This window comes from Mesorhizobium alhagi CCNWXJ12-2 (assembly GCF_000236565.1).
In the GTDB taxonomy this organism is placed as follows: Bacteria; Pseudomonadota; Alphaproteobacteria; order Rhizobiales; family Rhizobiaceae; genus Allomesorhizobium; species Allomesorhizobium alhagi.
The window spans coordinates 1-20656 of record NZ_AHAM01000056.1 but is presented as its reverse complement, the minus strand read 5'-3'; the positions used below and the strand labels follow the sequence as shown (position 1 = coordinate 20656).

The window sequence follows — 20656 nt, the reverse complement described above, 5'->3', positions numbered from 1 at the left end:
TTCAGTGCGATGGATTGTTGGCCGATTTCGGCGCGAACCTTGAGAGAAGCTGGATGACCGCCATGCAGCCCCAGGTGATGGCGAAGGCGATGACCGCGAGCGCCGCCGGCTCGTAGGCGCGGTTGGCGCCGATGTTCTGCAGGTACGGACCGAAGGCAGGTCGGTTGAGCAGGCTCGCCATGGTGAACTCGCCGATGACGATGGCGAAGGTGAGGAACGCGCCCGACAGGACGGCAATCAGCACATTGGGCAGAATGATGCGTGCAATGATGGTCGTCCAGCCGGCGCCGAGTATCTGGGCCGCCTCGGTGAGCGTACGCACATCGATGGTTCTCAAGCCCGTGTCGACGGCGCGGTACATATAAGGGAGCGCCAGCGTCGCATAGCCGATTATCAGCAAGAGGTCGGTGCCGCGCCGCGTCGCCAGGAACGGCAGCGGCGACGACGAGCCGTACATACGGATATAGCCGAACACGATGACGATGGCCGGGATGATGAGCGGTAACAGCGTGATGAACTCTACGACAGGCCGGATATGCGGCATGCGCAGCCTGATCCAGTAGGCCGTCGGCACCACCAGCAGCACCCCGAGCAGGATGGTAAAACAGGCGACCACGACCGAATAGCCGAAGGTCTCCTGGAAGCGGATATCGCCGAACACTACGCGGTAGGCGTCGAAGGAATATTCGCCGCGCCGCATGCGCAGCGAGAACTCGAATGTCGCGATCAGCGGGATGAAGAAATAGGCCGCGCCGACCGCAAAGGTGAGCCAGGCCCAGAAGCGCCCGGTCTTCATTTCAGCCACCTTTCGCTGCGCGTCCGGAACCAAATGTAGAATACGTTGGCCAAGCCGGTGACGAAGATCATGCCGAAAGCGAGCGCGTAGCCGAGATGCGGATTGTGCAGCACGTCGCCACGTATCTGCGCATAGAGCAGGATCGGCACGATGTTGAGCGACGAGCCGGTGAGCGCATAGGCAGTGGCGATGGCCCCAAAGGCATTGGCGAAAAGCAGGATCACCGTGCCGAGGAAGCTCGGCCACAGGACGGGTATCGCGACCATGCGCCAGTACTGGAATTGGGTCGCGCCGAGTGTCGCCGCCGCCTCGCCCCACTCTTTCTTCAGCCCGTCGATAGCCGGCGTGATGATGACCACCATCAGCGGGATCTGGAAGAACAGGTAGGTGAGCGTCAGGCCCCAGAATGACAGGATGTTGAAGCCGAGGGCGTAGATATTCACGCCGATCTCGCGCAGCAGGATCGTGACGAGGCCAAGGCGGCCGAGCGTGGCGAGAAAGGCGAAGGCCAGCGGAACGCCGGCGAAGTTGGAGGCGACGCCGGAAAACGTCATCGTCGCCGAACGCACCCAAGCGGGCAGTCCGCCGCGCACAATGGCGAGAGCGATGGCAAACCCGACAAGCGCCCCGAGCAACGCGGAGGCGAGGCTGATCCGGATCGAAATCCAGTAGGCGGCAAGGATGTTGGGCTGGAAGAGATTGGCGATGTTTTCCAGCGTCCATTCGCCCTGATTGTTCTGGAACGCGCCGACGACCAGATAGATCGTCGGGAAGATCAGGAACATCAGCGCGAAGATGAAGAACGGCGCGACACCGAGCCAATGCGTCGGCAAGCGGAAGTTGCCGTCCGCAGCCTTTGCCACGGCCGGCTCGATCGCCGTTTCGGTGTCGCTTAAATGTGCCATGGGGGCGGGGCAGCAGATGAGACGCGGCGGGCTGCTTTCCGGCTGCCCGCCGCGTTTCGGATGCTTACTGCACGTTCGCGCCGACCACGGCGTCCCACTGCTTGGTGATGATCTCCTTGGCGGCCGCCTGGTCCTCGAGCGTCGGGAACACGGCGGCTTCATAGGAGGCGGCCGGCGGCAGCTTGTCGAGCATCTCCTGCGGGATCTTGCCGTTCTTGGCGAGATCGTTGAAGCGGATCGGGTGGCAGTAGCCCTTCAGCCAGCCTAGCTGACCCTCATCCGAATAGAGGTACTCCATCCAGAGCTTGGCCGCGTTCGGATGCGGCGCGAATGCGCTGATTGCCTGAACGTAGACGCCAGCGACGACGCCAGTCTTCGGCACGACCACGTCGACCGGCGGGTTGCCGTTCAGGGTGTCGCGGCCCGAGAGCGCATTATAGTCCCAGGTGATAAGGATCGGGGTCTGGCCCTGCGCCAGCGTCGCCGCCTTGCCGATGACCGGAACGAAATTGCCCTTGGCGTTCAGCTCCTTGAAGAAGGCGAGTCCCTTCTCGGCAGCCGACTTCGCGTCCGTGGCGCCGGAGCCGAGGCCGGCTGCATAGACGCCCTGGATCGCCTGGTTGGAGGCGCGCGGGTCGCCGGCAAGCGCGACGGAATTGGCGTATTCGGGCTTAAGGAGATCGGCCCAGTCGACCGGCGGGTTCGGCACCAGATCCTTGTTCACCTCGAACGACAGCACGCCATAGTAGTCGCCATACCAGTAGCCTTCGGCATCCTTGGCATCGTCAGGAATCGTATCCCAGGTAGCCACCTTGTAAGGCTGAACCAGGCCCTCCTGCTTGGCCGATGGTCCATAGGAAAGACCGACGTCGATCACGTCCGGCGCCTGCGGACCCTTATTGTCCTTGTTGGCCTTGATCGCCTCGATCTCGTCGCTGGAACCGGCATCCGGGTTGAGTTCGTTGATGGTGATTTCCGGGTATTTGGCCTTGAAGCCGGCGATGACCTCGCCATAGCCGCACCAGTCATGCGGCAGCGCGATCGTGGTCAGCTGGCCCTCGGCCTTGGCGGCGGCGACCAGTTCGTCCATGGACTGCGCAGAGGTAATTGCCGTCGCTGCCATAAGCGATGCGGCGGTAAGGGAAAGGACCTTTCCCGTAAACTTGAACATGTTTCTCTCCGTTGAACTGGCGCCATTGGACGCCTGCGATGCGGTTATCGGCATTCGATGACAGACAGATGAAAATGCGGCCGCCCGGACCCCCCAGGCAGGAAAAAGTTAACTACTTTTCGGTGTTTGTGGCAATCGCGCCATTATTTTCCGGCTTGCCTGTTCGATTTGTCCCCCCTCCTTCATGTTTGAGCTCTAACCGGCAGCGCCTGGCACCGTGCCGGCGATCGAATTGTCGAGCAGCGTCAGCGCCGCCTTCTGCGTCAGCTTCACGGGGTTCCCGCCCGCCGTCGGGTCGACGATCGCCATGTCGGCGATCAGCTCTTTGCGCTTCTCGTCCATGTCGAGCCCCTTGATCAGGTCCGGCAGCGCATGCGGCACGCCCAGTTCCTTGCGCAGCTTGAGCACAGCCTTGGCGAAGCCGTCGAAACCACCCTCGATGCCGATATAGGCGGCGAGCCTGGCGATGCGCTCTTCGATCGCGTCGCGGTTGAAGGCGAGCACGTAGGGCATGAACACGGCGTTGGTCATGCCGTGATGCGTGTCGTAAAGCGCACCGACCGGATGCGACAGCGAGTGGATGGCGCCGAGGCCCTTCTGGAAGGCGGCCGCCCCCATGGCGGCTGCGCTCATCATATGGGCGCGGGCGGTCAGATCCTTGCCGTTGGCGTATGCCTTGGGCAGGTTCTCGAACACCAGCCTTATACCCTCGACCGCGATGCCGTCGGCCATCGGATGATAGCCCGGCGCGCAATAGGCTTCGATGCAGTGGGCGAAGGCGTCCATGCCGGTCCCGGCCGTGATGAAGGGCGGCATGCCGACCGTCAGTTCGGGATCGGCGATGACGATCGCCGGCAGCAGCTTCGGATGGAAGATGACTTTCTTGGTGTGCGTTTCCTCGTGGGTGATAACGCCTGCACGGCCGACCTCGGAGCCGGTTCCTGCCGTCGTCGGCACGGCGACGATCGGCGCGATGGCGTCGGAATCGGCGCGCGTCCACCAATCGCCAATGTCCTCGAAATCCCAGACCGGCCGCGTCTGGCCGGCCTGGAAGGCGATCAGCTTGCCGAGATCGAGTCCCGATCCGCCGCCGAAGGCTATGACGCCGTCATGCTGGCCTCTTTTGAAGGCCTCGATGCCGGCGGTCAGGTTTGATCCGACCGGATTGGGCTTCACGTCGGAAAACACGCCATACTGGATTTTGGCGTCGTCCAGCAGTTTGAGCGTGCTGGCCACGACCGGCAGCTTCGCCAAGCCGGGATCGGTGACGAAAAGCGGCCGCTTGATGTTCGCTGCGGCAAGCGCGTCAGGCAGTTCGGAAATGCGCCCCGCGCCGAAACGAACGGTGGTGGGGTAGTTCCATTTGGAAACGAGTTCGGTCATCAAATGTGCTTTCGAAGAAATCAGATTGTTTCGCGCAGGTGATACGATTTCGGCCGGGTCAGGTTCTCGTAGCCGACGACCGACATCGCGCCGCCCTTCCCGGTCTCCTTGACCCCTGTCCAGACCAGGCCGGGATCGACATAGTCGCAGCGGTTCATGAATACCGTGCCAGTCTCGATGCGGTCGCCGATCGCCGCTGCGCGGTCGGTGTCGGTGGTCCAGATCGACGCGGTCAGGCCGTAGGGACTGTCGTTCATCAGCGCGATGGCCTCCTCGTCGTTGCGCACCTTCATGATGCCGACGATCGGGCCAAAACTCTCCTCGCGCATGACGCTCATCTGGTGGTCGACATTGGTCAGCACTTCCGGCGCCAGATAGGGCGAGCCTTCCCTGTCGTTTTCGACTTTCATGCCGATATGCGCGGTCGCGCCCTTGCGCAGCGCCTCGGCCTTCTGCTCGCGGATGAAATCCGCGAAACGGGCCTGCGCCATCGGCCCCATCGTGGTTGCCTGGTCGAGCGGATTGCCGACACGATAGTTCTTCGTTTCGGCGATGAAGCCTTCGACGAATTCGTCGTAGACTTTCTCGTGGACGTAGACGCGTTCGATGCCGCAGCAGCACTGGCCGGAATTGTAGAAGGCGCCGTCGACGAGGTTGGCGACGGCATGGTCGAGCTTCACGTCGGGCAGCACATAGGCCGGGTCCTTGCCGCCGAGTTCGAGGCCGAGCGTCATGAAGGTTCCGGCCGCAGCCTTCTCGATGGCGCGTCCGCCTGCGACCGAACCGGTGAAATTGACGTGGTCGATCTTGCCGGAGCCGAGCAATTTCTCGGTCTGCGCATGATTGAGCACGATGTTCTGGAAGACGCCTTTCGGCAGGCCGGCCCGTTCGAAGGCCTTGGCGAAACGCTCGCCGACCAGCAGCGTCTGCGCCGCATGCTTGAGGATCACGGCGTTGCCGGCCATCAAAGCGGGCACGATCGAATTGACGGCGGTGAGATACGGATAATTCCACGGCGCGATGACGAAGACGACGCCGAGCGGCTCCTTCTTGAGGTAACGGCGGAAGCCCGGCCGGTCCTCCGGGACGTAGGGCGCCAGCGCCTTCTCGGCTAGCGCCACCATGTAGCGGGTACGCTCCTCGACGCCACCCTTCTCCCCGCCATAGCGCGTCGGCCGGCCCATCTGCCAGGCAAGTTCGGGCACGATCTCGTCATTCATGGCCAGCAGCGCCTCTAGGAAGGCGAGCAGGTATTTTCCGCGCTCGGCGATGGACGTCTGCGCCCACGCGGCCTGCGCCGCCTTGGCGCGCTCGACTGCGGCATTGACCGCCTGATCGGTGGCGACCGGCCGCTCGGCATAGATCGAGCCGTCGATGGGTGATTTGAGCTTGATGGTTTCCGTCATGTCGTCCTCGTATTCTTCTTGTTCTTGAGCCGATCAGTACCGCTCGAACCCGCGGTGCAGCTCCCAGTCTGTGATGCGGCGGTCGTATTCGAGCTGCTCCCAGCGGGCCGTGTGGAGGTAATGCTCGATCACGTCTTCGCCGAATGCTTCCTTCAGCATCTGCGACGTTGCCAACGTCTCGGTCGCCTCGCGCAGGGTCTTGGGAATTTCCGGTAGTTGGGAGGCCTGATAGGCGTCGCCGACGAAAGGCTTCTGCAACTCCAGCTTCTCGTCGATGCCGGCGAGCCCGGCCGCAATCAGCGCCGCGAACGCCAGATAGGGGTTGAGGTCCGCGCCGCCGATGCGACACTCCATGCGAATGCCCTTGGTGCCCTCGCCACAAAGGCGGAAGCCTGCAGTCCGGTTGTCCTCGCTCCACATGATCTTGGTCGGCGCGAAGGTGCCGGACTGAAAACGCTTGTAGGAATTGATGTAGGGAGCCAGGAACCAGGTGAATTCCTTGGCGTATTTGAGCTGGCCCGCGGCCCATTGCTGGCCGAGCTGGCTCAGCGTCCATTCGCTGTTCTTGTCGTAGAAAAGCGGTGTCTTGCCGTCGGCGCTCCACAGAGAATTGTGGATATGGCTCGAATTGCCGGCCAGGCCATAGTTGTACTTGGCCATGAAGCTGATCGCCTTGCCCATGCTGTCGGCGATTTCCTTGGCGCCGTTTTTCAGGATGACGTGGCGATCCGCCATTTCGAGCACTTCGGCGTAGCGGACGTTGATCTCCTCCTGGCCAGGGCCCCATTCGCCCTTGGAGTTTTCGATCGGGATGCCGGCCGCCTCCATCTCGTTGCGCAGCCGGCGCATCACGCCCTCTTCCTTGGTCGTGATGCCGATCAGGTAGTCGCCGATGTAGGGCGAGGCCGTCTCGAGGTTTTGCCAGTGCTTGGAGCGGGCGGATTCATAGGTCTCGCTGAACAGGTAGAATTCGAGTTCGGACGCAAAAAAGGCGAGGTAGCCGCGCTCCTGGAGGCGCTTGACCTGCCTGCGCAGGATCGCCCGCGGCGAATGCGGCAGATCGTCATGAGTGTGGTGGTCGAGCACGTCGCAGAGGACCAGCGCGGTCTTCTCCAGCCACGGAACGCGGCGGATCGTCGACAGGTCAGGCTTCATGACGAAGTCGCCATAGCCCTTCGACCAACTCGCCGCCTTGTAGCCGGGGACGGGCTCCATATCGATGTCGTTGGCCAGCAGATAGTTGCAGCCATGCGTCTCGTCATAGGCCGACTCGACGAAATACTTCGCCAGGAAGCGCTTGCCGACGAGCCGCCCCTGCATATCGACGGCGCAGGCGAGCACGGTATCGATGTCTCCCGCCATCACGTCCTTCGTCAGCTGATCGAACGTCAAATTTCCGGCCATTCTCTTCCCTCATCGCATGAACGCCGGTTGATCGGCATCGTCTTGTTCGCACGATCAAGCCCGGCTGCTAGCAGCCGGGCTTGACCCATAATCTGTCGGCGTTATCCCTGCGTATAGACGCCGCCGGCCTTCTTCAGGATCTCGTTGTACTGCTTGAAGATACCGACCACCTTGGCCCGGGTCTCGCTCTCGGCCGCGATCTCGTCCCAGAATTTCAGCGCAGCATTCTCTACCTCCGCCCATTCGGCGGCCGGGATCGTCGTGAGCTTGAGCTTGTCACCGGTGGCGCGCAGCTTCGCCTCGCCGCCCCAGTACCACTGGTTGCGGTAGGTGTGGCTGGCGTCGACGCAGGCGAGCCAGAGCTGCTTCAGGTGCTCCGGCGTGTCCGCCCACTTCTTTTCGTTGACGAACCACGATCCGATCCAGGCGCCCGAGATGTTGTTGGTCGTGAAGTGGTCGGTCACGTCGGCCCATCCCACCGTGTAGTCTTCGGTGATGCCCGACCAGGACATGCCGTCGAGCTCGCCGGTCTGCACGGCGACCTGCACGTCCTCATAAGGTATGGATACCGGCACCACGCCGAACTGCGCCAGGAAGCGGCCGGCGGTCGGGAAGGTGTAGAGGCGCAGACCCTCCAGGTCGGACAGGCTGTTGAGCGCCTTCTTGGTGTTGAAATGGCAGGGATCCTGACCTGCCGCGGAGAGCCAGACGACGCCGCCTGCCTTGGCGTATTCTTCGCGCCAGATGTCGGCAAGCCCGTATTGGCTAAACAGCACCGGCACGTCGAGGATGTGCTTGGTGGCGAACGGGAAGTAGCCGCCGAACACCGAGATGTCGACCGGCGCCGCCATGGAGTCGTCGTCAGAATGGACCGCGTCGATCGTGCCTGCCTGCATCGCGCGGAACAGTTCGCCGGTCGGCACGAGTTGATCGGCGAAGTAGAGTTCGATCTCCATCTCGCCCTTGGCGGCCGCGTTGAACATATCGACCGCCGGCTTGGTAACGTGCGGTCCGAGCGCCGCCCCGGCATAGGTCTGGAGGCGCCATTTGATCGGCGTCTGCGCCATCACGTAAGGAGTCGCCAGGGTCGAGGCGCCGGCGGCGCCTGCCGTCACGAGCCCTGCCTTCTTCAGGAAGCTGCGTCTATTCTGGATTTTTTCCATTGTCTTTCCCTCTGGTTGAACAGCCTTTGGCCTACTTGGAATAGTAGTAGTTCGGCAGCCACGTCGCAGTCTCCGGGAAGACCCCGATGATCAGCAGCGTGAGCAGCATGATCCCGACAAACGGGAAGACCGACCGGTAGATGTCCGGCAGCGTCACTTCCGGAGGCGCCATGGCGCGCATCAGGAAGAGATTGTAGCCGAAGGGCGGCGTCAGATACGCAATCTGGCAGGTGATCGTGTAGAGGACCCCATACCAGACCAGATCGAAGCCCAGCGCTCCGGCAAGCGGGATGAAGAGCGGCGCGACGATAACCAGCATGGCCGTGTCGTCGAGGAAGATGCCGAGACCAAGGAAGGTGAATTGCATCAAGACCAGCACCTGCCAGGGCTCGAGTCCAAGCTCGCCGAGGAACAGATTTTCGATCGAGCGCACCGCCCCAAGCCCGTCGAACACGGCGCCGAAACAGAGCGCGGCGGTGATGATCCAGAAGAACATGCAGGAAATGCCGAGCGTCTTGCGCGTCGTGTCGTGGAGCACCGTCCAGTTGAGCCCGCCCCGCAGCCAAGCGGCGATGATGGAGGCGACGGCGCCCACCGCCGAGCTTTCGACGAGGCTGGTCACGCCGGTCAGGAACAGCCCGGTCATGGAGAGGAAAATGGCGAGCGGGATCAGACCGGCCCGCGCGAGCGCCACCTTCTCCCCGAACGTGTACTGGTCACGTTCTTCCTTCACCAGCGGCGGGCCGAGCGTCGGCTGAAGCCAGCATCGGGCCGCGATGTAGGCGATGAAGAGCGCGGCCATGATCAGGCCGGGGAACACGCCAGCCATCCAGAGATTGCCGATGGGCTGGCGCGCGATCATTCCGTAAAGAACCAGCACCACGCTCGGCGGCACGAGAATGCCGAGCGTGGAACCAGCCTGGATCACGCCGGTCACCATGATCTTGTCGTAGCCGCGCCTCAAAAGTTCCGGGAGCGCGATGGTTGCGCCCACAGCCATGCCAGCGACACTGAGCCCGTTAATGGCTGAGATGATCACCATCATCAGGATGGTTCCTATCGCCAGCCCGCCCCGAACCGGCCCGAACCAGACGTGGAACATCTTGTAGAGATCGTCGGCGATGCGCGATTCTGCGAGCATGTAGCCCATGAAGACGAAGAGCGGCAGCGTCAGCAGCGGATACCACTTCATCACCTTGATGATGGCGGTGAAGGGGATCTCTATGCCTCCGGTGCCCCACAGCAAGACCGCCGCGGTCGCGCCGACGAAGCCGATCACGGCGAACACCCGCTGCCCCGTCAGGAGCAGCAGCATCATCGATGAAAACATCAAGGTTGCAATGAGGCTGTAACTCACGAGAGAGGTTCCCCCCGGAGCGTCGCCCAGTCCTTGAAAAAGATCGCGACTGCCTGCAGCAACGTGCAGAAGATGCCTATGTTGAGCACGACCTTGATCGGCCACATCACCGGCGCCCAAGCCGAGAAGCTCTTCTCACCATACTGAAACGCGTAGATCAGCGAGGCTATTCCGCCGATCTGGAGCATGACCAGGAAGCCGATCAGCACGATCGAGGTGAACAGGTCCGTCCGCGCCCTGCCGCGGATCGTGAAGCCGCTATAGAGCAGGTCCATGCGTACATGGTCGCCTTCGCGAAGGCTGTAGGCTCCGCCCAGCGCGAAATATGCGACCATGACGAACTGGGCCAATTCGACGGTCCAGTTCGACGGCAGGAAGAACACCTTCATGACCGAGGCATAGAACAAGATGCCGATCATGAGGAATACGAGATACATGGTGAAGAGACCGAGGTATCGGCTCCACGAATCCACGATCCGGACGTAGGCTCTCACAAGTTCAGGCAATGGTTTGTTCCCGTTCGGAGGCCACGGTTATTTCCGCGAGGATCCGGGCAAGCGTCTCACTCCAGCGGCGCTGGCCGGCTTCATCGCCAATCTCATCATTGCGGATTTCGATCATCGCGCAAGGGAGCCCGCGCGAGCGCCCGTGACGCTCCAGCGTGAAATAGACCCGATCAGCCGGCGAATACGGCTCGTTGTCGCCGACGACGATGCTACCCGACGATTTCAATGCAGCGATCAAGGGATCCGCAATGCTCCGGCCCTCGTCATGCAATATGCCGATATGCCAGGGTCGCTTCACCCCCTTGTAGACAGGGGTGAAGGAATGGATTGAAACCAGCGTGGTTTTCCGATCCTGCAACAGCCGATCCCTGATCAGCTGTTCGACCGCTTCGTGAAAGGGTTGCCATGACAGGGCGATGCGAGCCTGGCGGTCCTCGAGCGAAAGGTTCGCATTGCCTGGGACGGTCGTCGTTTCGCTGAGCGGACAGATCAAATCGGGCGCATCGAGGGGCCGGTTGCAGTCAATGAGCAGGCGTGAGAGCCGGGATTCGACCAGCGTCGCATCGAGCGCCTTGGCAAGTCTGCGGGCGACCGGCAACGCGCCCGGATCCCAGGCGATATGGCTTTCGAGCTCGCGCTTTCCGAGGCCGAGATCGCTGAAGCGCTTGGGAATGAAGTTCGATGCGTGATCGCAAATGAGGACGATCGGACTACGACCGTTGCGGTTCGTGATCCGGACGGCATTGGACGTTGCGTGCTCGGCTTGCAGCGCGGGTTCCATAGTGTCGTCGTCCCCTGAAGCGCCGTATCGTATGTTACGTATCTTCTATCATTGCGCCTCGATGAATGATTTCATACACATTCAGAAGCTTTGTCAAACGCGTTCGCGCTGTTGATGGCGCAAAGGTGGGAGATGCGTAGGCCGGGGTCGGCCGCGCGGTGTGGGAGGATTCTTTGGCGTCAAGCGTTGCGGAACTGATCGCCGATCGCATCGACGCGATGCCGGCCGGCGAACGTCGCGCCGCGCAGACGCTGATCGCCAGCTATCCGCTGATCGGGCTGAAGACCGTCGCCGATTTCTCCCTGCAGGCAGGCGTCAGCTCGCCGACGATCCTGCGCTTCGTTGCCCGCCTCGGCTTTCAGAATTATCCGGAATTCCAGTCGGCGCTGCAGGATGAGCTTGCCGCGCAGTTCCAGTCGCCGCTGTCGCGCGCCGTGTCGCCCTCGCTGCCGGGTCGCGGCGAAGCTTCGCCTATGCTGGAGGCGACGCTCGAGAATATCCGCGAGACTTTCCGGCATGTCTCGGAAAAGCAGATGCGCGAAATCGTGATGCTGCTTTCCAATCCGCGCGCCAAGACCTTCCTGATCGGCGGCCGTTTCACCGACCCGGTCGCGAGTTACATGGCCGCGCACCTGACGATCATCCGGCCCAACGTCTTCCATCTGACCGGCCAGGAAAGCAATTGGCGCGACCAGTTGATCGACATGGGCAAGCGTGACGTGCTCCTGATCTTCGACATCCGCCGCTATCAGGACAGCCTGATCCGCTTTGCGGAGAAGGCGCATCAGCGCGGCGTGCAGATCGTGCTCTTCACCGACCAGTGGCTGTCGCCCATAGCCCGCTTCGCCCGCCATGTCATAGCCGGGCGCACGGCGGTCCCCTCTCCATGGGATTCGTCCTCCGCCCTCTTCGTGGTCGCTGAAGCGCTGATCGGCGAGATCACGCGCGAACTGGAGGCCGACAGCGCCAGACGCATCCGCGAGATGGAAAATCTGCGCTGAAATCAGACTTTCGTGATTTTGGCCAAGGCGGGGTGCGGTGTGATATTACAGATATTTAAGGTGCGCACCGGCCTGCGAATTGTCATAAAGGCCGCGTACTGATTTCCGGGTGCTTTTGCGCCCGAAAGTTCCCCGGCTCGCTTTTCGGTACGGCAGAAGCCGGGTGGACGCGAAACCGACTGCCGACCGGAGTGCCGATGGCCGCCTGGAAACAATTTCTTATCGCCGCCGTCATCCTGGTGGCGGCAGCCGTGGCCTGGGTGAGGTTCTTCCCCGGCGCGCCTGAAATGCTTGCGGGCTGGGGAATGGAATGGGCGGTGGCCGCCACGTCCAAATCCGACGACACAGCAGCCGGCGAGCGTCGTCGGGGCGGCGGGCGGGGTCCCGGCGCACAGACGGCAGTCGTGACGCAACCGGTCGTTCCCGCCACCATCAACGATAAATTGTCCGCGATCGGCACCGGCCGCGCCGACAAGTCCGTTGTCGTAAAACCCTATTCGGCCGGCCGGCTGACCGAACTGGCCGTCGCCTCGGGCAGCCGCATCCGCGCGGGCGACGTCATCGCCCGGCTCGACGCCGATACGGAGGAGATCGCGGTCGACCGGGCGCGCATCGCCATGGCCGACGCCGAGGCGCGCGTCGAGCGCATCAAGGCGCTGCGTTCATCCAACACCGCCACCGCCGTCCAGATGACGGAAGCCGAACTGGCGCTCGAAAATGCGCGCCTGGCTGTGCGCGACGCGGAGCTTGCACTCCAGCGCCGTTCCATCGTCGCGCCGATCTCCGGCATCGTCGGCATATTGCCGGTCGAGGCCGGCAACTACGTCACCACCGAGACGGCCATCGCCACGCTCGACGACCGCTCAAGCATCATCGTCGATTTCTGGGTGCCGGAGCGCTACGCCAGCGCTATCACCGTCGGCATGCCGATGAGCGCCACCTCCATCGCGCGTCCCAACCAGGTGTTCGAAGGCGCTGTCAGCGCGGTCGACAACCGTCTCGACGAGGCCAGCCGCACGCTGCATGTGCGGGCGCGCATCGGCAATCCGGACGATACGCTCCGGGCGGGCATGTCCTTTCAGGTCTCGATGCGCTTTGCCGGCGACACCTACCCTTCGGTCGATCCGCTGGCCATCCAGTGGGGCGCCGACGGAGCCTTCGTCTGGGCGATAGGCGAGGACGGCAGGGCTAAACGCACGCCGGTTCGCATCGTCCAGCGCAACACGGAGAACGTCCTGATAGACGCCGACATACGTGCCGGCGTCGAAGTGGTCACGGAGGGCATTCACGTCGTCCGCGAAGGCGCCGAGCTGCTGATTGCCGGCCGCGAACCTGCGGCATCGGCCATGCCGACGCCGCTCGCCTCCGGCAGCGGCTCCTGAGGCGCCGCTATGGCCGCAAACCAGGATCCCAACAGCGAAAAAGGCATGACGGCGCTTTTCGTGCGCCGTCCGGTGCTGGCCTTCGTCTTGAACACGCTGATCGTGGTGGCGGGTCTGGCGGCCCTAGCCGGCGTCGAGATTCGTGAATTGCCGGATGTCGACCGGCCCGTCATCTCCATTTCCACCGACTTCACCGGCGCCGCCGCGGAAACCATCGACCGCGAATTGACGGCCATCGTCGAGGGTGCGGTCTCGCGCGTGGCCGGTGTGGAAGCGATATCGTCATCCTCTTCCTTCGGCCGCAGCCGGGTCACGGTCGAGTTTGGCGATGATGTCGATCTCGACACCGCAGCCTCGGATATGCGCGACGCGGTGTCGAGGGTCCAGAACCAGCTTCCCGATCTCGCCGACATACCGCGCATCGTCAAAGCCGACGCCAACGCGCAAGCGGTGCTGCGTCTGGCCGTCACGTCGCAGGACATGTCTGTCGAGGACATGACCGTGCTGATCGAGGAGGAGGTGGTCGACGCGTTTGCCGCGGTTCCCGGCGTGGCCGATGTGCAAGTCTACGGCGACCGCGACAAGATCTTCCGTGTGGACATCAATCAGGCGCGCCTCGCCGGTCATGGCATGACTGTCGCCGACATCAGCAGCGCGCTCTCCTCTATGGCCTTCGATGCGCCTGCGGGGTCGCTGACCAGCAACACGCAGGATCTGGTCGTGCGTGCGACGGCCTCGCTGACGACACCGGAGGCTTTCGAAAACATCATCATCGGTGGCGGCCGCACCCGTCTGGGCGACGTCGCGACGGTCACGCTCGGTCCCGATATCGGCGAGTCCAGCCTACGCGCCAACGGCGCCACCGGCATCGGCCTGGGCATCGTGCGGCAGGCTCAGTCCAACACGCTGGACATTTCCGAGGGTGTGCGCGCGGCGGCGGCGAAGCTCAACGAGACGCTCCCCGAAGGAATGGAAATCCGCGTCACCAGCGACGACGCGACCTTCATCGAGGGCGCTATCCATGAGGTCGAGATCGCCCTTGGCATTTCGGTGTCGCTGGTGCTGCTCGTCATTTTCCTGTTCCTCTGGGATTGGCGCGCGACCCTCATCCCGGGCTTCTCCATGCCGGTCGCGCTGATCGGGACCGTCGCGGCGATCTACCTGGCCGGCTTCTCTATCAACATCCTGACCCTGCTGGCGCTCGTTCTGGCGACAGGCCTCGTCGTCGACGACGCCATCGTCGTGCTCGAAAACATCGTGCGCCGGCGCAACCAGGGCATGGGACCGCGCGCCGCCGCCGTGCTGGGCGCGAAGGAAGTGTTCTTCGCGGTGATCGCCACCACGGCGACGCTGATCGCCGTGTTCGTTCCCTTGTCCTTCTTGCCCGGCCAGACCGGCGGCCTGTTCCGGGAATTCGGCTTCGTGCTCGCGTGTTCGGTCAGCCTCTCCGCTGTCGTCGCGCTTTCGCTTTGTCCCATGCTCGCCTCGAGAATGCTCCGGGGCCATGCCGGCGAGGAGCGGACCGGCATCGCCGCGCGCGTCGGCCAAAGTCTCGCCGACCTCTACCGCCGCATGCTTCGCGGCTGCCTGAACGCTCCGGCCCTGGTCGTCCTGGCGTCGGTACTTTTCGGCGCGGCGGCGTTCGGCATCTCCGGCTCCATCCAGCAGGAACTCACTCCGCCCGAGGACCGCTCGTCGGCCTTCCTGCGCATCACCGCGCCGCAAGGCGTCAGCCTCGACTACCTGTCGCAGAAGATGCGCGAGATTGAGCAGCTGATTGCGCCCATGCGCCAGTCGGGCGAGATCCGCAACACTTTCGGCATCGCCGGATCGAACAGCTCGTCCAATAGCGGCTTTATGGTGCTGTCTCTCGCGCCATGGCACGAGCGCGAGCGCACCCAGCAGCAAATCGTCGACGAGGTCGAAAGTCTGATGCGGCAGGTGCCGGGCGTAAGGGCCTTCGCCGCCCAGCCGAACAGCCTGGGCATTCGCGGCGCCGGCAGCGGCCTGCAATTCGCGGTCGCAGGTAACAACTACGCCGACCTCGGCAAGGCCGCGGCAGCAATCGTCGCGGAGATGGAGAAGGACCCCCGCTTCCAGCAGCCCAGGCTTTCCACCGACACGACGCAGCCGCAGCTTTCGGTGCGTATCGACCGCGAACGCGCATCCGACGTCGGCATCGACATAGCCGGGCTGGCCGAAGCCATGCAGTCCATGCTCGACGGGCGCGAGGTCGGCTCGGTTTTCATCGACGACCGCGCCTATGACGTCAAATTCGTTTCAACCACCAACCCGATCAACGACCCGACGGACCTTGAGAACGTTTACCTTCGCGCCGGCGACGGCCGTTTCGTCCCGATGTCGACGATCGCCAGCCTGACCGAGCAGGCGGTGCCGCCGTCCCTGGCGCGCGAGCAGCAATTGCGCGCCGTTGCCGTCACCTCCGGGCTGCGCGACGACTTTGCCCTAGGCGAAGCCTACGAGGTCGCACAGGAGATAGCCGCCCCGCTGCTCCCTGCGGGCAGCCGTATCATCCCGCTAGCCGAAACCGCGACGCTCGGCGAACAGTCGAGCAGCATGTTTGCGGTGTTCGGCTTCGCCATCGTCATCATCCTGCTTGTGCTCGCCGCCCAGTTCGAAAGCTTCGTCAGCGCCATCATCATCATGGCAACGGTGCCGCTCGGCCTCGCCTGCGCGGTTTTCGCGATGCTGCTCACGGGGACCAGCTTCAACGTCTACAGCCAGATCGGCCTGGTCATGCTGGTCGGCATCATGGCCAAGAACGGCATTCTCATAGTCGAATTCGCCAACCAGCTCCGCGACCGGGGCATGGGCGTGCGCGAAGCGATCGAGGAGGCGTCGAATATCCGTCTGCGGCCCGTGGTGATGACCATGATCTGCACCATCCTGGGTGGGCTGCCGCTGGTTCTGGCCGCCGGCGCCGGCGCCGAGGCGCGCGTCGCGCTCGGCTGGATCATCGTCGGCGGGCTTGGCCTGGCGACCGTCTCGACGCTGTTCCTGACGCCGGTTGCCTATCTGCTGCTCGGGCGCTTCGTCACGCCAAAGATCGAGGAAGAGGCGCGACTGAAGCGCGAACTCGACGAGGCCGCCTATACCGGCATGGAGCCGGCCGAGTAGCCCGGAACATACCCTCGACTTCGCTCGCGCTCTTCGGCCGACCTCAGATCTTTTCCTGCGTATATTTCCTGAGTTCCGCCCGTGCGACCTGCCGCCGGTGCACGGCGTCGGGACCGTCGGCGAGGCGCAGCGTCCTCAGATGCGTCCAGGAGCGCGCCAGCGGCGTGTCCTGGCTGACGCCCGCCCCGCCGAACATCTGCACCGCCTCGTCGACGACCTTCAGCGCCACACGCGGCGCGACAACCTTGATCTGGCTGATCCAGGGGGCGGCGGCGCGCGCGTCGCCCTGGTCGATCATCCACGCCGCCTTGAGGCAGAGCAGCCGCGCCATCTCGATCTCCATGCGGCATTCGGCGATGATGTCGAAATTCGCCCCGAGTTCAGCCAGTTGCTTGCCGAACGCCTCGCGGCGGAGCGACCGCTGGCACATCATCTCCAGCGCCCGCTCGGCCTGCCCGATGGCGCGCATGCAATGATGGATGCGGCCGGGGCCGAGCCGCCCCTGCGCGATTTCGAATCCCCTGCCCTCGCCCAGGATCAGGTTCGCCTTCGGTACGCGCACGTTTTCGAAGCGGATATGGAAATGACCGTGCGGCGCATCGTCGTCGCCATAGACGGTCATCGGCCGCAACTTTTTGACGCCGCCCGTATCGGCCGGCACCAGGATCATCGAGTGCCGCTTGTGCTTCGGCGCGGTGTCATCGCCCGTCCGGACCATGACGATGTAAATCTTGCAGCGCGGGTCGCCGGCGCCCGTAGCCCACCATTTTTCGCCGTTCAGCACGTAATTGTCGCCGTCGGGCTCGCAGCGCATGGCGATGTTGGTGGCGTCGGAGGAGGCGACATCCGGCTCGGTCATCAGGTATGCGGAGCGGATCTTGCCGTCCAGCAGAGGCCGCAGCCATTTTTCCTTGTGGTCCTCCGAGCCGTAGCGTTCCAGCACCTCCATATTGCCGGTGTCGGGGGCAGAGCAGTTGAAAGTCTCGGCTCCGAGATGTGCCCGGCCCATCTCCTCGGCGAGATAAGCATACTCGACGGTCGAGAGGCCGTAGCCGCTTTCCGAGCCGGTCAGCCAGAAGTTCCACAGGCCGCGCTCGCGCGCCTTCGCCTTCAGCCCGCCGAGGATTTCGGTCTGGCGATCGGTATAGCCCCAGCGGTCGCCGGCCTTGCCGACTTCGGCGAGGAATTCCGCGTCGAGCGGGATGATCTCTTCCCGCACCATGCGGGCGACGCGTTCATGGATCGGCTTCAGCCGCTCCGTCATGCCGAGGGCCATCTCAGACATCCGATTTCTCCTCCGTGAAGCCGAGCCCACACAACGCGGGGTCACCACCTGGTTCAGACATGAACCGAAAAGACTCGGCCGAACAAGCCGCGTTCGGCCTTTACGGCGGGCGCAGCATCAACATACTGGCTTGCCATTGCAACGCCATCGCGAAGAGCGCCGCTGCGTGCGGCTGGGAGGTTTCCATGTCCTATCTCGACGAACTTTTCTCGGTGACGGGCAAGACCGCCCTGGTTACAGGGGCGGCGACCGGCATCGGCCGCATGGCCGCGACCGCGCTGGTGAAGGCCGGGGCGAGCGTAATGATCGCCTCGCGCAAGGGCGAGGATTGCGTTCGCGTGGCGGGCGAACTGAACGCGCTCGGCGCGCCGGGCAAGGCTGAAGGATTCGGCGGCGATGTCAGCACGGAAAGCGGCGTGCTGGCGCTCGCCGCTGCCGTCAAGGAGCGGACGGACCGGCTGGACATACTGATCAACAATGCCGGCACGTCGTGGGGCGAGCCGCTGCAAACGTTCCCCTACAAGGGCTGGGCGAAAGTGTTCGACGTCAATGTCACCGGGCTTTTCCACCTGACACGCGAACTGCTGCCGCTGCTGGCCAAGGCGGCGAGCGATGACGACCCAGCGCGTATCATCAATCTCGGCTCGGTGATGGGAACCCAGCCGCTGGCCGATGACGCCTATTCCTACACCGCCTCGAAGGCGGCGGTGCATCATTTGACCCGGACGCTGGCGATCGAACTGGCGGGCCGTCGCATCACGGTAAATGCCTTCGCCCCCGGCCCATTCCGCAGCCGCATGACGGCGTTCGCCACCGGCACCGACGAGGGCGCGGATCGCGTGGCGAGCCACGTACCGATCGGGCGGATCGGCGCGCCCGATGACATTGCCGGCGCGACCCTGTATCTGTGCAGCCGTGCGGGCAGCTATGTCACCGGCGCCATACTGCCTATCGACGGCGGACAGTCGGTGCAGCACGGCATGACGCTGTTCAAGGAATGACCTGTACCGGGAGCCTAAAGCTTGAAACCCATAACCGTTGATCAACTCGTGGCCGGCGTCGGGTCCGAAATCATATCGCCCTGGCGCACCGTCACGCAGCAGATGATCGACCTGTTCGCCGACGCGACCGACGACCACCAGTTCATCCATTGCGACCCGGAACGGGCGGCGGCGGAGACGCCTTTCGGAGGCACCATCGCGCACGGCTTCCTGACACTGTCGCTGCTGTCGGCCATGGCTTACGAGACCATTCCGCCGCTCGAGGGCGCGGGCATGGGCATCAACCAGGGATTCGAGAATCTGAAATTCGCTGCGCCGGTGAAGACGGGGGCGCGCATCCGGACGAAATTCGTGCTTGCCGACGTGAAGGTGCGACCGTCCGGCTGGGTCCAGGTCGCGCATGAGGTGACCATCGAGATCGATGGATCGAAGAAGCCGGCGCTGACGGCGCGGTGGCTGACGCTGACCATGGTCGAGCCGGAGAAAGCTACGGGATGAGCGACCCGAACGCGCTCGACCAGGCGGCGCTCGCGCCCTACCTGGAGGCGGAAGTCCCGGGCTTTTCCGGGCTCCTGTCGATCGAGAAGTTCAAGTCCGGCCAATCCAACCCAACCTATCTGCTGACCGCCCGATCCGGCCGCTATGTGTTGCGGGCCAAGCCGCCCGGCCAATTGCTGAAGTCGGCGCACCAGGTCGACCGCGAGTTCCGCATCATGAAGGCGCTGGCCGGCACGGCGGTTCCGGTTCCCGAAATGCTGCACCTTTCGGCCGAGGATTCGCCAATCGGCCGCATGTTCTACGTGATGGCCTTTGTGGAAGGGCGCATCCTCTGGGATCCGGCGCTGCCCGAGATTGCGTCCAACGCCGAACGCCGCGCGATTTATGATGCGATGAACGCGACGCTCGCCGCCCTGCACGATGTCGATCCGGCGGCTGTCGGTCTCGGCGATTTCGGTCGACCGGGCAGCTATTTCGCGCGCCAGCTCGGCCGCTGGACAAGACAGTACCGCGCGACAGAAACCGGCGCGCTCCCCGACATGGACCGGCTGATCCACTGGCTGGAGGCGCATATTCCGCCGGATGACGGCGTCGTCTCGCTGGTGCATGGCGACTACCGGCTCGACAACATGATCTTTGCGCTGGACCGGCCGCAGGTGCTCGCCGTGCTCGACTGGGAACTGTCGACGCTTGGCCATCCCTATGCCGACCTCGCCTATCAGTGCATGCAATGGCGATTGCCGCATGCATCCGGCTTTCGCGGCCTCGGCGGCATCGACCGGGAGGCTATCGGCCTGCCCGCAGAAGAAGAGTATGCCGCCGCCTATTGTCGGCGGCGGGGCATCGAGGGCATCTCCAACTGGACCGTCTTTCTCGCCTTCTCCTTCTTCCGTCTCGCGGCGATCTGCCAGGGCGTCTACAAGCGCGCGCTGGACGGCAACGCCTCCAACCCGGATAAGGCAAAGATGTATGGCGAGGCGGTTAGGCTGCTGTCGGGGTTGGCCGCAGAACTCATAGACAAAAAGTGAGCCACAGTGGCCAGGTGCACCCTACTCAGGCTTCCGCTCCGGCGGTGCACCCGGAATGGCGGTGGAGGTGACCGAAACCGGATCACTGGCAGGAAACGAGTCTTCCAGGCCTTCCTCGAGTTCGCGCTCTAACTCACGCTGATCTTCGCTGCGATCAGGGACGTCTGCTGTCTTCCTGGGTTTTCCGGGCTTCTTCGCATCAGGCATCGGATCGCCTCCCAATTGCCGGTCGTCGAACCATCCTGCCACGACGCGACGCAACGCGATAGTCATCAGCCGCTGCTACGCCGCAGCGTCGCGCGCGGCTTCGATGAGGAAGGCAAAAGCGTAGTCGGCAAAAGAACGCCAGCACTCCACGCGGAAGGCGTCCTCGGCGGTCCGCAGAAGCACGATTTCTACCTTGCCGAGAATGGTGCGCGAGCAGGCGCCAACCGGAAAGGCTGCGAGCGAA

Annotated in this window: 19 protein-coding genes; 6 read left to right on the top strand and 13 right to left on the bottom strand. The window is 63.6% G+C overall.

Translation table 11 applies throughout. The features are described 5' to 3' along the window. Position 1: 1 nt before the first annotated feature. The 10 genes from MAXJ12_RS08005 to MAXJ12_RS07960 all read right to left on the bottom strand — a co-directional run bounded on the left by MAXJ12_RS08005 (position 2) and on the right by MAXJ12_RS07960 (position 10872). Positions 2–796, bottom strand: a complete 795-nt coding sequence (locus tag MAXJ12_RS08005) for an ABC transporter permease (protein WP_008835299.1) — start codon at positions 794–796, stop codon at positions 2–4. After that, entirely contained in the window at positions 793–1701 is a 909-nt protein-coding gene (locus MAXJ12_RS08000) for an ABC transporter permease (RefSeq protein WP_008835298.1), read from the bottom strand. The genes MAXJ12_RS08005 and MAXJ12_RS08000 overlap by 4 nt, the downstream gene beginning before the upstream one ends. A 64-nt stretch (positions 1702–1765) precedes the next feature. Then, positions 1766–2872, bottom strand: coding sequence for an ABC transporter substrate-binding protein (locus MAXJ12_RS07995; RefSeq protein ID WP_008835297.1), 1107 nt, complete (start codon positions 2870–2872; stop codon positions 1766–1768). Between the two features lie 195 nt (positions 2873–3067). Beyond that, entirely contained in the window at positions 3068–4255 is a 1188-nt protein-coding gene (locus tag MAXJ12_RS07990; protein WP_008835296.1) for an iron-containing alcohol dehydrogenase, read from the bottom strand. A gap of 20 nt (positions 4256–4275) precedes the next feature. Continuing rightward, on the bottom strand, positions 4276–5661 hold the full coding sequence (locus tag MAXJ12_RS07985; RefSeq protein WP_008835295.1) for an aldehyde dehydrogenase family protein: 1386 nt from the start codon (positions 5659–5661) through the stop codon (positions 4276–4278). 33 nt (positions 5662–5694) lie between these two features. Further along, positions 5695–7065 carry a glutamine synthetase family protein gene (locus MAXJ12_RS07980; RefSeq protein WP_008835294.1) on the bottom strand — a complete coding sequence of 457 codons (1371 nt, stop codon included), beginning with the start codon at positions 7063–7065 and terminating at the stop codon, positions 5695–5697. 101 nt (positions 7066–7166) lie between these two features. Further along, on the bottom strand, positions 7167–8228 hold the full coding sequence (locus MAXJ12_RS07975) for a TRAP transporter substrate-binding protein (protein WP_008835293.1): 1062 nt from the start codon (positions 8226–8228) through the stop codon (positions 7167–7169). Positions 8229–8259: 31 nt separating this feature from the next. Next, positions 8260–9585, bottom strand: coding sequence for a TRAP transporter large permease (locus MAXJ12_RS07970; RefSeq protein WP_008835292.1), 1326 nt, complete (start codon positions 9583–9585; stop codon positions 8260–8262). Continuing rightward, positions 9582–10091, bottom strand: a complete 510-nt coding sequence (locus MAXJ12_RS07965; protein WP_008835291.1) for a TRAP transporter small permease subunit — start codon at positions 10089–10091, stop codon at positions 9582–9584. The genes MAXJ12_RS07970 and MAXJ12_RS07965 overlap by 4 nt, the downstream gene beginning before the upstream one ends. Next, complete coding sequence (locus MAXJ12_RS07960) at positions 10084–10872, bottom strand: N-formylglutamate amidohydrolase (protein WP_008835290.1); 789 nt, start codon at positions 10870–10872, stop codon at positions 10084–10086. The genes MAXJ12_RS07965 and MAXJ12_RS07960 overlap by 8 nt, the downstream gene beginning before the upstream one ends. A gap of 173 nt (positions 10873–11045) precedes the next feature. Here MAXJ12_RS07960 and MAXJ12_RS07955 point away from each other — a divergent pair, with 173 nt between their 5' ends. The 3 genes from MAXJ12_RS07955 to MAXJ12_RS07945 all read left to right on the top strand — a co-directional run bounded on the left by MAXJ12_RS07955 (position 11046) and on the right by MAXJ12_RS07945 (position 16393). Continuing rightward, the gene (locus MAXJ12_RS07955) at positions 11046–11873 is read left to right on the top strand and encodes a MurR/RpiR family transcriptional regulator (RefSeq protein ID WP_008835289.1); all 828 of its coding nucleotides are present in this window, start codon (positions 11046–11048) and stop codon (positions 11871–11873) included. Between the two features lie 197 nt (positions 11874–12070). Next, complete coding sequence (locus MAXJ12_RS07950; RefSeq protein ID WP_008835288.1) at positions 12071–13255, top strand: efflux RND transporter periplasmic adaptor subunit; 1185 nt, start codon at positions 12071–12073, stop codon at positions 13253–13255. 9 nt (positions 13256–13264) lie between these two features. Then, a complete protein-coding gene (locus tag MAXJ12_RS07945) occupies positions 13265–16393 on the top strand; it encodes an efflux RND transporter permease subunit (RefSeq protein ID WP_008835287.1) in 3129 nt (1042 codons plus the stop codon). Between the two features lie 43 nt (positions 16394–16436). Here MAXJ12_RS07945 and MAXJ12_RS07940 read toward each other — a convergent pair whose 3' ends face one another. After that, the gene (locus tag MAXJ12_RS07940; RefSeq protein WP_008835286.1) at positions 16437–17678 is read right to left on the bottom strand and encodes an acyl-CoA dehydrogenase family protein; all 1242 of its coding nucleotides are present in this window, start codon (positions 17676–17678) and stop codon (positions 16437–16439) included. Positions 17679–17863: 185 nt separating this feature from the next. Between MAXJ12_RS07940 and MAXJ12_RS07935 the strand changes: the two genes are divergently transcribed. From MAXJ12_RS07935 to MAXJ12_RS07925, 3 genes are read left to right on the top strand one after another with little or no spacing between them, the layout of a single operon-like run. Beyond that, the gene (locus MAXJ12_RS07935) at positions 17864–18679 is read left to right on the top strand and encodes an SDR family oxidoreductase (RefSeq protein ID WP_040585400.1); all 816 of its coding nucleotides are present in this window, start codon (positions 17864–17866) and stop codon (positions 18677–18679) included. A 21-nt stretch (positions 18680–18700) separates the two neighbouring features. Further along, entirely contained in the window at positions 18701–19177 is a 477-nt protein-coding gene (locus MAXJ12_RS07930) for a MaoC family dehydratase (protein WP_008835284.1), read from the top strand. Further along, the gene (locus tag MAXJ12_RS07925; protein WP_008835283.1) at positions 19174–20205 is read left to right on the top strand and encodes a phosphotransferase family protein; all 1032 of its coding nucleotides are present in this window, start codon (positions 19174–19176) and stop codon (positions 20203–20205) included. The genes MAXJ12_RS07930 and MAXJ12_RS07925 overlap by 4 nt, the downstream gene beginning before the upstream one ends. Positions 20206–20226: 21 nt before the next feature. Here the strand turns inward: MAXJ12_RS07925 and MAXJ12_RS36585 are convergent, their stop codons facing one another. Next, complete coding sequence (locus MAXJ12_RS36585; protein WP_008835282.1) at positions 20227–20478, bottom strand: hypothetical protein; 252 nt, start codon at positions 20476–20478, stop codon at positions 20227–20229. Positions 20479–20487: 9 nt separating this feature from the next. Continuing rightward, positions 20488–20656 (bottom strand): sarcosine oxidase subunit gamma family protein (locus MAXJ12_RS07915; protein ID WP_008835281.1); only part of this gene is annotated, 169 nt, incomplete at its 5' end.